Below are 15210 nucleotides of genomic sequence, written 5' to 3' on the forward strand. Positions count from 1 at the left end.
GAGAGCATAATCCGGTGCCGCGTGCGCGGCGCCGGACGTCACATCCCAGGCAACTTGGTCACCGCGACCTTGGCGGTGCCGTCGGCCTCGGCGATCACGCGCAGCGTCTTCGCATCGAAGGCGATGCCGGTGAGGCGCAGGTCGTTGATGTTGGCGTTGACGTTGACGCCGTTGCCGCCGTTCTTCTCGAATTCGGCCAGGGTCTCGCCGATCTTCTTCTTGGCGTCGGCGGCGAACGGCTTCAGGTCGACGACCGCGTTGTCGGCCAACGCCTTTTCCAGATAGGGACCGGCGGCACGCGCGGCCGCGCTCAAGAGGCCGAACGCCGCCTCGGAGTCGACAGCGAGCGAAGTCTCCGTCAGGCGCAGCATCTGCTGCTTCTGGTCGAGCACGGGCTTACCCCAGATCAACACGCTGGCATCGGCGCCGAAACCGAACCAGCTTTTCTTCTCCCGCGCGTTCACCCGCAACGCGATCAACAGCCGGTCGCCGGCGGCCGCGAGCGTCACGCGCTTGACCTCGACGTCGACCGGGGCATTGCCGTCTTCCGGGAAGTGCTTACCCTTGAGCTGCGCCTCCAGCAGCTTGTTCACCTCGGTGAACGGGACGTCGATCGGCAGGCCGACCGACAATTTGCCGTTCTCCATCGGCGGCACGAGATCGAGCTGCGCCGGGAACGGGCACGACGGCTTGGTCGCGGCCGGCACGATGCGGGTTTCGGCCTGCACGCCGATGGTCAGCGTCAGATTGCGGGCATCGACCTGCGGCTGCGCCGCCGCGGCGCGCACGGGGCGCATCTCCAGCCACAACTGCGGCAAACCGGTCGCGCCGCCGCCGAGCGGAATGGAGCGGCACATCTGCGTCCACTGCTCGCGCGCCGCTTGTTCGATGAAGGGATCGTTGCGCACGCGGTTCTGCAACGCGCCGACTTGGTCGTTGACGGCTTTGTCGATGAACGAGCGCGCTTCGCCGGCCGTGTTGATCTTGATGCCGGCGATCGAGATGGCGCTGTCGCTGAGCGCGAGTTGCGCCGCGAGATTCGGCTCCAGACGCCAGTTCGCGGTGATCGCCGGCTTCGACCGCACGATGACCTGGCCGCGGATGTCGGCGCGCTGATTGAGCGCATTGCCCGCCAGATTGCCGACTTCTTTCCCGAGAGACTGGCCGAGCAGGCCGGAGATGGTGCCGGCCAAGTTGCCGGCCTGCGTCGCGAGTTGGCCGGTGATGCTCAACGTGCCGTTGAGCGGCGTCGTGATGGTGATCTCGTTGGGCTTGCCGGTCACGGCCATGGCGCCGCGCGAGATGGCGATGCCGATATCGGCCTTGGACAGAAGATTGCTGACAGGATTGTCGTTCTTGCCCGCCAAGTCGCGCGGCGTGGTGTTATCGAGACTTTGACGGATCACGGCGAGTGGAATGGTGACCGGCGCGATCACTTGCGACGCGCGCGCGATCTGCGGCAATGGCGGCGGTGCCGGCACTTTCGCGAGCACCTCTTTGGTTTGGCTCTCGGGCAGGAAATAATCGAGCGCCCAGTTCGCGGCCATGAACGAGCCGCCGAGAACGACGATGGCCACGAACAGCAGGCGGAACGCGCGCGATCGTCCGAACCAACGTATCGGCGCGGTCGCGAAGTAGGTGATCTGCTCGAGCAAGCCGCGCATGACATGTCCCCCGATTCGAGTGCCGGCAAATTTTAAGGATATCGGGCGCGCCGCGCCAGTTCCGAGTTCCCATTGCGCCGTTCGACATTGACGCATGCGATATATGTTCGGAACCGACGACTGCACGCGTGAGTTTGCTTCATGTTGATTGCACACAGGGAGGCTATCACTATGAAACTCTCGACGCTTGTTCTCGCCACTTCGATGATCGTGACGCCGGCGATCGCTTTCGCGCAGAGCGCGCCTGCTCCGGCGAACCAGTCAGGTCCGAGCGTGAACCCGACTCCGCAGCAGCCGACGGATCAGGGCGCTGGTGCCGAGACGGGCAATACGAAGGCGACGCCGAAGGGCAGCACGATGGGCCGCGACTCGATGAATTCGGGCAGCATGGGCACGACCGGTTCGGGCGCGAGCGGCACGCACTCCGGTTCGAAGACCCTTGGAACCAAGCCGGCCGGCTCGGACGCCAAGAAGTAAGTACGACTGACGCAGTCTGGCGACGCGTCGACGTCCCGCCGGTTCGCCGGCGGGACTTTTTTGTTCGTCGTTCGTGCGCGCCATGATCGACGTCATCGCGAACAGGTGTCCGCATCGTGTCAGAGGCGAGGTCATTACAGGGCAATGAGGGAGAATGCGTCGCGCCCCCTTGATCGAGCATGGTGCTGTCCCAGCTACATCGGATCGGGAGGACGAACTCCCGTGTGACTCACCGCGTGTATGAAAATCTCTAACCGAGGAGAGCCCGATGAAGCTGAACTCCATGCAAATCGAGCGAACCCTACGTCAGTTTCCGTCGGAAGCCATTCCGGCCGATCATCCGGTGATGCCGCAGCTTACGCAGCTGTTTGGCGATCATACGTATTTCATCGACGGCGGCGGGCTCAATATCGTTGAACCTGCTCAAGGCGCGCAGGACGGCCAGCTCGGCGTGGTCGTGTCTCTCGCCAACTGGACGGACGGCGGCAACGCGCAGCTGGCGCCTCATCCGCCCGAAGCGACGGACGTTGTCGTGTCGCTCGGCGAAGCTCGCCACAACTAGCTCTCTGCCTCATCGAGTACGAGCGTGCCGCGACCGGATGTGATGCGTGGTCGCGGTGCGCCGCAAGTTCTCACTGCCGACGGGGTGCAGGAGCGGTGACGATTTTGTTGCGTCCGTTTCGCCCCGCTTCGACGCCGGACTATCTCGCGCCACGTGAAAAGGAAACGAGCATGCGTTCCTCTTTGTCTATTCTTGCGCTAACGGCGGCCTTTGCTCTCTCGCTGTCCGCAGCGAACGCGCAAAGCCAGCAGGGCCAATCGCCGTCAGCTTCTCCGCCAGCGGCCGCATCGCCTGGCTCATCCGCCGATATACCGGATCAAAAGCTCGCTGCCACGGCGGCGGCGGTTAAAGGCGTCACCGCCGTCCGGCAGAGCTACGAAGAGAAATTGGCGGCGGCATCCACGACCGACAAGAAGCGCATCGTCGACGAGGCGCAGCAGGCGATGGCCAAGGCCGTCACCGATCAGGGGCTGTCGCTCGAGGAATACACGAAGATCCTGCAGGTGGCGCAGAACGATCCGACCGTGCAGAACAAGATCATCGAGCGGCTGAAGTAGCGAGCCGCGCGGTCACTCTCAAGTGTGAACAAATGCCGGACCCGTGTTGTGCGGGCGGTTGCCCGAGTCTGGCTTGTCTCCGCTGGTCTCCGCGAAAGTGGGGACCAGCGCGGATTCCCGTTTGCGCGCGAATGAGCGGAGTACGACGCGGTTCAACCTGAATTGATGTCGCCTAGTGCTGCGTGCCCATGCGGTGCAATTTGAGCACGATGTAGACGGTCTCGCTTGCCGGCGTCGCGATGCCGAACTCGCGGCCGAGCGCGCGCACTTTGCCCGAGAGCCAGTCAAGTTCCAGCCGGCCGCCGCGATCGAGGTCGTTGGCCATCGAGCCTTTCATCGTCGGCACGGTCTTCGTCTCGACGAACGTCATGCGCTCGTCGATATAGGCCGGGTCGAGTGTGACACCCTTGGCTTTGCCGACGGCCAGCGCCTCCTGCATGAGCTGGCGGAAGAACGCTTTGGTGTCGGGATCGGCGAGGATCGGGCCGATGCCGGAGCGCAAGGCCGCCGTGGCGCCGGTCATGGCGGTGAGGAAGATGAACTTCTCCCACAATTCGCGTTCGATATGTGTCGACAGGCCGAGATCGAGTCCAGCGTCCTTGCCGGCGGCGACAAAGGCGTCGAGCGTCGCATCGGGGCGGTTGTCGGCAAAGCCAAAACGGAATTGATGGAATTGGCTGGTATGCTTGATCACGCCCGGCCCGCTGATCGTGCTGGCGATGTAGGCATAACCGCCCACCACTTTGTCGCGGCCGAGAATGCCGCCGACGCGGTCGACGCTGTCGATGCCGTTCTGCAGCGTGATGACGCGGGTGTTGGGGCCGATCAGCGGCTTGGTCTGTTCGGCCGCCTGTTCGGTGTCCCACAATTTCACAGCGAAGATCACGACATCGACAGGGCCAATCGTGCGTGGATCGTCCGTGACGTTCGGCTTGGGCAGATGCAGATCGCCATGCACACTCTCGATCTTCAGCCCGTTCTTTTTGATAGCGTCGAGATGGGCGCCGCGCGCGATGAAGAAGACATCGTGTCCTTTCACCGCCAGCCGCGCGCCGTAGTAGGCGCCGACAGCGCCGGCCGCCATGATCGCAATCCGCATCGAGACCCTCCGTCGGAAAAGCGCGCGACGATAGCCGGAGCTCGCCGGCGCCGCTATCCGATAAAAGTGATCGGCAGCATCACAAAAATTTGCCCGGCCCGATGTGCGGTCCTTTTATCACCCCGCGAAAGCGGCAGGTTTGCCACGGTTTTCCACCAGCCGGCGGGCGGCTCGTCGTGGCCCGGGTTGCGCGCCGGTCGCCGGGATGACGGCTGAAAAACAAAAAAAAGCCCGGCGCGAGGCCGGGCTGAAGTCTTGGAGGATTCAGATAAGTAAGATCAGCGGATGGTCGTCCAGGCGCGGGCCGCCGCGCTTTCGGCGGACGGCGCATAAGACTGCGTCATCGATACGCGTTCGGGCGAAATGGGCTGCGGCTCATTCTGCGCCTGCTGATTGCGCACCTTCGCCTTGGCCTCGACCGTCTGCGGCAGCACGATCACCTTCGCGCCGACCTGCACACGGTTGTAGAGGTCGATCACATCTTCGTTGGTCAGACGGATGCAGCCGGATGACACCTGCTTGCCGATCGTCGACGGCGAATTCGTGCCGTGGATGCGATACTCGGTGCTGCCGATATACATAGCGCGCGCGCCGAGCGGATTGCCCGGGCCGCCGCTGGTCATGCGCGGCAGATAAGGCTGGCGCTTGATCATTTCCGCCGGCGGATACCAATCGGGCCATTCCGCCTTGCGGGTGATCTGCTTCACGCCGGACCAGGTGAAGCCCTCGCGGCCGACGCCGATGCCGTAGCGCAGGGCTTTGCCGTTGCCGAGCACGTAATAGAGATAGGTGTGCGGCGTATCGACGATCACCGTGCCCGGCACTTCGGTGGTTTTGTAATCGACGATCTGACGCTTCAGGTACGCGGGCAGCTGCGCGTCTTCGTCTTCGATCGGCGCGGCCTGTTCTTCGACCTGGGGCTGCGGCGCGGCTTGCGCCGGCTCCGGCTGGGTCAGGAACGGGAAGAAGGTTTGCGCCTGCACGGGGCCGCTCAAGAACGCGGCCGAGATCAGCGCGAACGAACCGGCGGTTAGAATTTTGCGGTAGGAGGACATGGCACCCTCGACAACTGAGTTACGCATTTGTCGAGAGAAGCGGCGGACAGGTTCAATGGTTCCTGATCACGGAACCCTCAAATGCGCGAAACCGCTTGGAACACCAGGGCTTTTTCGGCGTTACGTCGCGCCGGGATACCGTTTCGCGGCGCAGCCGACGACTGGCCAGACCCGCCGTTACTTGCTGTCGCGATGCCAGCCGACCGTCGCCTCGGGGGCGCTGTCGACCGAGGCGAAGTAAGGCTTGATGTCGAGCAGCGGCGTGCCGTCGAGGCAATCGAGACCGACCACCTTGAGCGTAGGGCCCTCGATCCCGAGAAGCTTCACCACGCTCATGGCGATTGGGTTCGGCCGTGCCGGCGAGCGCAGGGCGAAGGTGCCGCGCTGGGTGCCGTAATGGGCCGGTGACTGCAGCACGAGGTTTCGCGGCGCCTTGTCCATCCAGTAGAGGAGGACGAGGTGGCTGCAGCTCCCGACGTCCTTCAGGCCGTCGGCAAAGCGCGGGTCGAGCGCGACCGTGCAGACCGCGTCCGAACCCCGGGCGTTCTTCGGACAGTCCTTGCGCGCGCGCCAGGGCGTGTGAATGCGGCCGATGAAATAGACCCCCGCGTCGGGCTGGGCCGGCAGTTCGACCGCCTTCTCGCCGGGGCGGATGCCGAATTCTTCCTTAATGTTCATCGCTGGTTCCTGAGCGCCACTAAGTCGCGTTAACGGATGAGAACACTAGCAAAACAGGCCGCGAACGCAGAGGGGGCAGGCTCCGGGACGGTTCGCTGGCACCGACCCATTTTCTCGAGATTCGCCCGCTTGACCTCTTGATCAAGGTATAAAGATATCTTTATATAGTGGGAAGTCGCCCAAGGGGCGGCCTTTCGATTGGGAAGGTGATGACCGGCCGGCTCGGATTCGAGGCTCTCAATGCGGCGCTGAAGGCCGCGGGCGAGGAAACGCGCCTGCGCGTGCTCGCCCTGTTGGCCGAGGCCGAGCTGACCGTGTCCGACCTCACCGATATCCTGCGCCAGTCGCAGCCGCGCATTTCCCGCCACCTCAAGCTGCTGGTCGAGGCCGGGCTGATCGAGCGCTTCCGCGAGGGCACTTGGGCGTTCTTCCGCCTCGCCGAGCATGGCGGCGGCGCCGAGCTCGCCCACGCCCTGCTCGACAAGCTCAACCACGCCGATCCCGTCATCGCCCGCGACCGTGAGCGCCTGGCGTCGGTGCGGCAGGCGCGCGCCGCCGCGGCGCAGGCCTATTTCCGGGCTCATGCCGTGGAGTGGGACCGCATCCGCAATCTGCACGTCGCCGACGAAGCGGTGGAAGCCGCGATCCAGGACGCGCTGGCCGAAAAGCCGTTCCGTTCGCTGCTCGATCTCGGCACCGGCACCGGCCGCATGCTGGAGTTGTTCGGACCGCACGTCGAACGCGGCCTCGGCCTCGACCTGTCGCTCGACATGCTGCTGCTCGCGCGCGACCGGCTGGAGCGCGCCGGCCTCAAGCATTGCAGCGTGCGGCAGGGCGATCTCTACGATCTGCCGATCGCCAACGACTCGTTCGACGTCGTCATCCTGCATCAGGTGCTGCACTTCCTCGACGATGGCGGCCGCGCCATCAAGGAAGCCGCGCGCGTGCTGCGTCCGGGCGGGCGCCTGCTGGTGGTCGACTTCGCGCCGCACGAACAGGAATTCCTGCGCGAACAGTTCGCGCACCGCCGTCTCGGCTTCGCGCCGGAGACGGTGACGCAATGGATGGCGGCCTCCGGCCTCGAGCCGGTGCTGCACAAGTCGCTCAGCCCCGAGCCGGGTAGTGAAGGAAAGATCGCCGTGTCGCTGTGGCTCGCACGCGACAAGCGCACATTGGTGGCGCCCATTCGGCGAGAGGTCGCGTGAACATGAATGCTCCAATCCGTCTCAGTCGCCATAAGCGCGACCCGCGCCATCTCAACGTCTCCTTCGAGTTCTTCCCGCCGAAGGACGAGGCGATGGAAAAGATTTTGTGGGACTCGATCGAGCGCCTGGCGCCGCTGACGCCCGATTTCGTTTCCGTCACGTACGGCGCCGGCGGTTCGACGCGCGAGCGCACGCATGCGACGGTCAAGCGCATCCTCTCCGACACGCCGCTCACGCCCGCCGCGCATCTGACCTGCGTCGCGGCGACGCGCGAGGAGATCGACGGCATCGTGCGCAACTATCACGATGCCGGCGTGCGTCACATCGTGGCGCTGCGCGGCGACGCGCTGGAAGGCGCGGGCGCCGCATACAAAGCGCATCCGGGAGGCTACGAGACCTCGGCGGCCCTGGTCGCCGGCATCAAGCGCATCGCGCCGGACTTCGACGTGTCGGTTTCGGCCTATCCCGAGAAGCATCCGGATTCGCCGACCATCGAAGCCGACATCGACATGCTCGAGGCCAAGGTCGATGCCGGCGCGGACCGCGCCATCACGCAGTTCTTCTTCGAGAACGATCTCTACTTCCGTTATCTCGATCGCGTGCGGGCGCGCGGCATCAATATCCCGATCGTGCCGGGCATCCTGCCGGTGCAGAACTTCAAGTCGGCCAGGAACTTCGCCGAGCGCGCCGGCGCTACGGTGCCGAACTGGCTCGCCGAGCGCTTCAACGGCCTCGACGACGATCCGGCGACGCGCAAGCTGATCGCCGCCGCGGTGGCGGCCGAACAGGTGCTCGACCTCGTCGACCGGGGCGTCACCCACTTCCATTTCTACACCATGAATCGCGCCGACCTCGTCTACGCGATCTGCCACCTGCTCGGCATGCGCCCGGCGGTGGAACAAGCCGCTTGAGTGGAGTTGTTGTCGTGACGTCCAAGTCCAACGTACGCGCCGCCCTGACCGAAGCGCTCAAGCAGCGCATCCTGGTGCTCGATGGCGCCATGGGCACCATGATCCAGGACCTCAAGCTGGATGAGGAAGGCTATCGCGGCGCGCGTTTCGACGCCTGGAACCGCGAGGTGCGCGGCAACAACGACCTTTTGAATCTGAGCCGGCCGGACGCCATCCGTGAAATCCATTTCAAGTACTTCCGCGCCGGCGCCGACATCGTTTCGACCAACACCTTCTCCTCGACGACGATCGCCCAGGCCGACTACGGCATGGAGGAGATCGTCTACGAACTGAACGAGGCGGGCGCCAAGCTCGCGCGCGAGGCGGCCGTGCTCGCGGAGAAGGAAGACGGCAAGCGCCGCTTCGTCGCCGGCGCGCTCGGTCCGACCAACCGCACCGCGTCGATCTCGCCGGACGTTTCCAATCCCGGGTATCGCGCCATCACCTTCGATCAGCTGCGCGTCGCTTATGGCGAACAGGTGCGCGGGCTCATCGCCGGCGGCGCCGACCTGCTGCTGATCGAGACCATCTTCGACACGCTGAATGCCAAAGCGGCGATTTATGCCATCGCCGAGATCTGCGACGAGCTGAAGGTCGACGTGCCGGTGATGCTGTCCGGCACCATCACCGACATGTCCGGCCGCTTGTTGTCCGGCCAGACGCCGGGCGCTTTCTGGAACGCCGTGCAGCACGCCAATCCGGTCACCATCGGATTGAACTGCGCGCTCGGCGCCAAGGAAATGCGTGCGCATGTCGCCGAACTCGGCCGCATCGCCGACACCTTCGTCTGCGCCTATCCGAATGCCGGCCTGCCCAACGAGTTCGGCTATTACGACGAGAGCCCGGAGTTCATGGCCGAGCTGCTCGAAGAATTCGCGTCGGCCGGTCTCGTCAACGTCGTCGGCGGCTGCTGCGGCACCACGCCCGATCATATCGCGGCCATCGCCAAGGCTGTGGCCGGCAAGAAGCCGCGCGCGCTGCCGGAGGTGCCGAAGCAACTGCGCCTGTCGGGCCTGGAGTCGTTCGCGCTGACGCCCGAGATTCCGTTCGTCAATGTCGGCGAGCGAACCAACGTCACGGGTTCGGCCAAATTCCGCAAGCTCATCACCGCCGGCGACTACACCGCCGCGCTCACGGTGGCGCGCGAGCAGGTCGAGAACGGCGCGCAGGTGATCGACGTCAACATGGACGAGGGCCTGCTCGATTCCGAGCAGGCGATGATCACCTTCCTCAACCTGATCGCGTCGGAGCCCGACATCGCCCGCGTGCCGGTGATGGTCGACTCCTCGAAGTTCGCGGTGATCGAAGCCGGCCTGAAGTGTCTGCAAGGCAAGCCGATCGTCAACTCGATCTCGCTCAAGGAAGGCGAGGCGGCGTTCATCGAACACGCCAAGACCGTGCGCCGCTATGGCGCCGCCGTCGTCGTCATGGCTTTCGACGAGAAGGGGCAGGCCGACACCTTCGCGCGCAAGACCGAGATCTGCCGCCGCGCCTACGACATCCTGACCAAGCAGATCGGCTTTCCGCCCGAAGACATCATCTTCGATCCGAACATCTTCGCCATCGCCACCGGCATGGAGGAGCACAACAACTACGGCGTCGACTTCATCGAGGCGACGCGCTGGATCCGCGCGAACCTGCCTTACGCACATATCTCCGGCGGCGTGTCGAACCTGTCGTTCTCGTTCCGCGGCAACGAGCGCGTGCGCGAGGCGATGCACTCGGTGTTCCTGTATCACGCCATCAAGGCCGGCATGGACATGGGCATCGTCAATGCCGGTCAGATGGCGGTCTATGACGAGCTCGATCCCGAACTGCGCGAAGCCTGCGAGGACGTCGTGCTCAACCGCCGTCCCGATGCGGCGGAGCGGCTGCTGGCACTCGCCGACAAATTCCGCGGCGCCGGCCAAGCGGCCAAGGAAGTGGATCTTGCCTGGCGCGACAAGCCGGTGGAGAGCCGGCTGTCGCACGCGCTGGTGCACGGCATCACCGAGTACATCGCGACCGACGTCGAGGAGGCGCGGCTCAACGCCAAGCGGCCGCTCGACGTCATTGAAGGGCCGTTGATGAGCGGCATGAACGTGGTCGGCGACCTGTTCGGCGCCGGCAAGATGTTTCTGCCGCAGGTGGTGAAGTCGGCGCGCGTGATGAAGCAGGCCGTGGCTTATCTACTGCCGTATATCGAGCAGGAGAAGGATGGCCGCGATCACTCGTCGTCGAACGGCAAGATCGTGATGGCGACGGTGAAGGGCGACGTGCACGACATCGGCAAGAACATCGTCGGCGTCGTGCTTCAGTGCAACAACTACGAGGTCATCGATCTCGGCGTCATGGTGCCGGCGGCGAAGATCCTCGAAGTGGCGCGCGCCGAGGGCGCCGACATCATCGGCCTGTCGGGTCTGATCACGCCGTCGCTCGACGAGATGTGCCATGTCGCGGCCGAGATGGAGCGTCAGGGTTTCGAACTGCCCTTGATGATCGGCGGCGCCACGACGAGCCGCGTGCACACGGCGGTGAAGATCCATCCGAATTATCGCCGCGGCCAGACCGTCTACGTCACCGATGCGAGCCGCGCGGTCGGCGTAGCGCAAGCGCTGCTCTCGTCCGAGCAGAAGCCGACCTATATCGCCGAGGTGCGCGGCGAATACGCCAAGATCGCCGCCGCGCATGCGCGCGCGCAGGAAGACAAAGCCCGCCTGCCGCTCACCGCGGCGAGGGCCAACGCGGTGAAGCTCGACTGGTCGGGCGCCTATCAGCCGCCGAAGCCATCATTCCTTGGCACGCGCGTGTTCGACGATTACCCGCTCGCGGAGCTCGTCGATTACATCGATTGGACGCCGTTCTTCCAGACCTGGGAACTGGCCGGTCGCTTCCCCGCGATCCTTAACGATGCAACGGTCGGTGAGGCCGCGCGCTCGCTCTATGACGACGCGCGGGCGATGCTCGACCGTATCGTCAGCGAGAAGTGGTTCAAGGCGAGCGCGGTGGTCGGCTTCTGGCCGGTCAACGCGCAAGGCGACGACATCGTCGTCTACACCGACGACACGCGCAAGAAGACGCTGACGGTGCTGCATTCGCTGCGTCAGCAGCTTTCCAAGCGCGAGGGCCGCAACAACACGGCGCTGTCCGATTTCGTCGCGCCGCGCGACAGCGGTTTGGCCGATTACATCGGCGGCTTCACCGTCACCGCCGGTCTCGGCGAGGACGAAGTGGCGGATCGCTTCAAGCGGGCCAATGACGACTACTCCGCCATCATGGTGAAGGCCTTGGCCGACCGTCTGGCGGAGGCGTTCGCCGAGCGCATGCACCAGCGTGTCCGACAGGAGCTGTGGGGGTATGCGGCGGACGAGACGCTGAGCAACGACGACCTCATCCTGGAGAAGTATCGCGGTATTCGTCCCGCGCCCGGTTATCCGGCGCAGCCCGATCATACCGAGAAGGCGACCTTGTTCGAATTGCTCGATGCCGAGCGCATCGGCGTCAAGCTCACCGAGAGCTTCGCGATGTGGCCGGGCGCGGCGGTATCCGGGTTCTACTTCAGCCATCCGGACGCCGACTATTTCGGCGTCGGCAAAATCGAGCGCGATCAGGTCGAGGACTATGCGCGCCGCAAGGGTTGGACCGTGGAAGAGACCGAGCGCTGGCTGGCGCCGGTCCTTAACTACAACCCGAACGCAACGCCGAGCGAGGCGGCGGCTTAGCAGTAGCTCCCACTCGCCACTGGCTGACGCTTTGCGGGTCTTTCTTGATCCGCAGGTGTTCCCGGGTTTACTGCGAGCTAACCAGCTTGCCCGCTTCATTTGCGTTTCAGAAACGAGGGCCGTTTATATCTAATTGCCTGACTTTCATGTGCGGAGCCGACATTGATCGGGCTATTGAAGACCAAGTCTCTGCGCTTCTGGGTGGGCCTCGGTATGCTCATCGCCCTTCTGCCGATTGTTCTATCGGCGTCCGGCGGTTATTTGCTGCTCAACTGGGGTGTCATCGTGCCGTTCCACGACGTCACTTCCCGCCAGCGGCAGCAGATCATTCCGGTGCAGAAACTCCGCATCATGATTTGGGAGGCGTTGGCGCCGGTCGATGAGTTCATCGAAGACGGCGACCCGGTTCACCTTTCGGCCTACCGAAGCCTGCGGACACAAATTGAGACAAGCTTCACGACCTTGAGTGACGCCCTGCGCGGTGAGCCGGCCGTTCAAGCGAGCCTGGAACGCGCCCGTAACGAATGGACCGCTGCGGAGCGCCATGCCACGGAACTGATTTCAGTGGTGCACGGCGCAGGTGACGCCGAGAAAAACGCCACGTTGCAACGGTATCATGGCGGGGTGGCCGCAGCGAACGACAAACTGGCCGCGGTCTACGCGAGCATCGCAGGCAGGATCGAGGAAGATCACGATATCGCGGTGCGCTCTTATGAGAGGTCGTTGTGGCTCGCCGGAATCGCCGGCGCCATCTCGTTGCTGACCGTGGCGCTAGGCGTCATCATTATCGGCCGAATACTGTCCAGAAGCGTGGATCGTCTTGTCGAGGGCGCGGCGCGATTTGCCGAAGGCGATCGCACCCATCGCATCGAAATTCAGCTACCGCCTGAGCTTCACCGCGTCGCCGAAGAGTTCAATCACATGATCGGCCGTATTCGTGAATCGGAGGCCGCTCTCGACGAGCTTGCCCACAAAGATAGTTTGACCGGGCTCAGTAACCGTCGCGCGTTTGAAGAGAGTTTCTCGGATATTCAAGCCCGTATGCAGCGGCACGCCGAGACGGCCGCGCTGCTTGCCGTGGACATCGATCATTTCAAGCGGATCAATGATGAACTTGGACACGCAGCCGGTGATGTAGTGCTCCGGGCCGTCGCGGTTGCGATGAAAACGAACGTGCGGCCGTTCGATAAGGTCTTTCGTACCGGCGGCGAGGAGTTTCTGGTTCTATTGCCGCAAGCCGGCGCCGCCAAAGCGCAGGAAATCGCAGAACGACTCCGGGAGACGGTCGCCGCGCTGTCGATACCCTTTAATGGGACGATCATACGGACCTCGATCAGCATCGGCGTCGTCGAAATTGCGGAAGCGGCCGGCCATGCTTCGGTTGTCGAGGAAGCCGACGAGGCTCTCTATCAGGCCAAGAAATCAGGTCGAAACCGCGTGGTGGTCGGCGGCAGCGGACGTGGGCGCGCGATCGAGGTGCAGTAACATCGGCCCGAACTCGAAGTAGCAGCGTATCGAGTCCGCATCCAAGCCTGCGCGCCTGTGGTGTTCGGTCTGCCGCCGAGCGCAAAAAAACGGAGCGATCTCGCGCTCCGGGTTCAGAAGGCTCCGAAGAGCACGGCGCCGACGAAGCAGAACACGGCGGCGACAGCGAGCACATTCAGTTTCAAGGCAAGGTCCACGGCAGCGCCTCCCTTGTTGACGTGGTTAAAAGCTAGCACACCGCGCCAACGGTCCGAAACGCATTAAGTCTTCGGCGCTGGAAAAATGCGTCCGACGTCATGCGTTCCGCGTATGGCGCCGGCAACTGCTTGATGCTCGGCGCAAATCAACCGGCATGCCTGCGGAAACGGCAGTGCAAAACGTGTGTGCACTGCGGAAAGAGACTCCGTTCATTGCCTGATTGGCGTCGACCAGTGGGCTATTCTCCGATGGTGGGCAGCAAGCTCCAGCAAAAACGCATGCGCCGAATTGCGGGTCAGCTCTGTGCGTTCGGACGTGCCTCGCTGTCGCGGCATTAGAATCCGTATTGCGGCACCGCAAAACGGCGGCTATTGGTGCGGCAACATTTAATCCGGAATACAGGTCGGGGAGGACTTCATGAACATTTTGCGTCGCTCGTTTCTTGCGCTCGCTTGCGCGGCTGTTGCGGCCACCGTTGCCATGCCCGCGCAGGCGCAGACCGCGTGGCCCACACGCCCGGTGAAATTCATCATCCCGCTCGGCCCGGGTTCGGGCGTCGACATCACCGCGCGTTTGCTCGCCGACAAGCTGAGCGAGCGTTGGGGTCAGCCGGTCGTGGTCGAGAACCGTCCGGGCGGCGATGCCATCGTCGCCATCAACGCGGTCGTCGGTGCAAAGGATGACCACGTGCTTCTGTTCGCGCCGGCGTCGACGTTCACCGCGCATCCGCTGCTGCACGACTCGCTGCCCTACAGGCAGGACGACCTGGTGCCGATCGCACGCGTGACCAACACGCTGATCACGCTCGGCGTGCCGAGCGAACTCGGCGTGAAGACCGTGAAGGAGCTCACGGACAAGATCAAAGCCGCGCCCGGTAAACTGAACTACGCCTCGGTCACCGGCGCCAACGACCTGATGTTCGCCGCGTTCTTGAAGACCGAGAAGCTCGACATGGCCAAGGTTCCGTACAAGGACACGGTGCAGGCCATCAACGATCTCGCCGAAGGCCGCATCCAAGCTTATGTCGGCGCCTACGCGATCATGCGTCCGCGCGTGCAGCAGGGCAAAGTGACGGTGCTCGCGCTCACCAACCGTCAGCATGCCAAGGCGCTCGACGCCGTGCCGACCGCGCGCGAAGCAGGCTTCCCCTCGCTCGAGTTCGACGGCTTGGTCGGCTTGCTCGGCGCCAAGGGCTTCCCCGATGCGGCGAAGCAGCGCATCGCCAAGGACATCCGCGAGATCGTGTCCGACCCGGCGGTCGGCGAGAAGCTCAGCCTCACCGGCCAGGTCGTCAATCCGGGCACCGCGGACGAGTTTGCCGGCGACCTCAAGGATCAGCGCGACGCCGTGGCGCGTATCGGCCAGACGCTCGGCATCAAGGCCTCGCAGTAACAAGCAGACACTTGGCGTAACGTCGCGACGCGGGAGCCGGACAACGGCTTCCGCGTCGTTTCATTTGGCCATGGCCGCCGCCGTGGCGCGCGCGTCAACACTTTCTTAGCCTTAACAAATTCGCACCCAATCAACGTTGATAGCTCATTAACGGTAACGCTCGCATTTTCGCGAGTATGAAGCGTGG

The 15210-nt window shown here is 64.0% G+C and carries 12 protein-coding genes; 8 read left to right on the forward strand and 4 right to left on the reverse strand.

Annotated elements, in window-relative coordinates; translation table 11 throughout:
- Positions 1–38 precede the first annotated feature (38 nt).
- Complete coding sequence (locus tag DW352_RS23525; RefSeq protein WP_115693605.1) at positions 39–1664, reverse strand: DUF4403 family protein; 1626 nt, start codon at positions 1662–1664, stop codon at positions 39–41.
- A 171-nt stretch (positions 1665–1835) separates the two neighbouring features.
- Here DW352_RS23525 and DW352_RS23530 point away from each other — a divergent pair, with 171 nt between their 5' ends.
- From DW352_RS23530 to DW352_RS23540, 3 genes are all read left to right on the forward strand, one after another.
- Positions 1836–2141 carry a hypothetical protein gene (locus DW352_RS23530; RefSeq protein ID WP_115693606.1) on the forward strand — a complete coding sequence of 102 codons (306 nt, stop codon included), beginning with the start codon at positions 1836–1838 and terminating at the stop codon, positions 2139–2141.
- A gap of 268 nt (positions 2142–2409) precedes the next feature.
- Positions 2410–2703: a hypothetical protein gene (locus DW352_RS23535; protein ID WP_115693607.1), complete on the forward strand. Its 294-nt coding sequence runs from the start codon at positions 2410–2412 to the stop codon at positions 2701–2703.
- A 170-nt stretch (positions 2704–2873) separates the two neighbouring features.
- Entirely contained in the window at positions 2874–3260 is a 387-nt protein-coding gene (locus tag DW352_RS23540) for a DUF4168 domain-containing protein (RefSeq protein ID WP_162827155.1), read from the forward strand.
- Positions 3261–3432: 172 nt separating this feature from the next.
- On the opposite strand, the gene DW352_RS23545 is transcribed toward DW352_RS23540, so the two are convergent.
- From DW352_RS23545 to tsaA, 3 genes are all read right to left on the reverse strand, one after another.
- A complete protein-coding gene (locus DW352_RS23545; RefSeq protein WP_115693609.1) occupies positions 3433–4359 on the reverse strand; it encodes a ketopantoate reductase family protein in 927 nt (308 codons plus the stop codon).
- Positions 4360–4637: 278 nt separating this feature from the next.
- Positions 4638–5414 carry a L,D-transpeptidase gene (locus DW352_RS23550; RefSeq protein ID WP_245434229.1) on the reverse strand — a complete coding sequence of 259 codons (777 nt, stop codon included), beginning with the start codon at positions 5412–5414 and terminating at the stop codon, positions 4638–4640.
- A 177-nt stretch (positions 5415–5591) separates the two neighbouring features.
- Positions 5592–6092: a tRNA (N6-threonylcarbamoyladenosine(37)-N6)-methyltransferase TrmO gene (gene tsaA / locus DW352_RS23555; protein ID WP_115693611.1), complete on the reverse strand. Its 501-nt coding sequence runs from the start codon at positions 6090–6092 to the stop codon at positions 5592–5594.
- A gap of 209 nt (positions 6093–6301) precedes the next feature.
- Between tsaA and DW352_RS23560 the strand changes: the two genes are divergently transcribed.
- From DW352_RS23560 to DW352_RS23580, 5 genes are all read left to right on the forward strand, one after another.
- Positions 6302–7297 (forward strand): ArsR/SmtB family transcription factor, encoded by a 996-nt coding sequence (locus tag DW352_RS23560; RefSeq protein WP_115693612.1) that lies wholly within the window; start codon positions 6302–6304, stop codon positions 7295–7297.
- Between the two features lie 2 nt (positions 7298–7299).
- Complete coding sequence (metF, locus tag DW352_RS23565; protein ID WP_115693613.1) at positions 7300–8208, forward strand: methylenetetrahydrofolate reductase [NAD(P)H]; 909 nt, start codon at positions 7300–7302, stop codon at positions 8206–8208.
- Positions 8209–8222: 14 nt separating this feature from the next.
- Positions 8223–11948, forward strand: a complete 3726-nt coding sequence (metH, locus tag DW352_RS23570; RefSeq protein WP_115693614.1) for a methionine synthase — start codon at positions 8223–8225, stop codon at positions 11946–11948.
- Between the two features lie 162 nt (positions 11949–12110).
- Entirely contained in the window at positions 12111–13433 is a 1323-nt protein-coding gene (locus DW352_RS23575; RefSeq protein ID WP_162827156.1) for a GGDEF domain-containing protein, read from the forward strand.
- Between the two features lie 615 nt (positions 13434–14048).
- Entirely contained in the window at positions 14049–15023 is a 975-nt protein-coding gene (locus DW352_RS23580; RefSeq protein WP_115693616.1) for a Bug family tripartite tricarboxylate transporter substrate binding protein, read from the forward strand.
- Positions 15024–15210 lie beyond the last annotated feature (187 nt).

Source organism: Pseudolabrys taiwanensis (assembly GCF_003367395.1).
GTDB lineage: Bacteria > Pseudomonadota > Alphaproteobacteria > Rhizobiales > Xanthobacteraceae > Pseudolabrys > Pseudolabrys taiwanensis.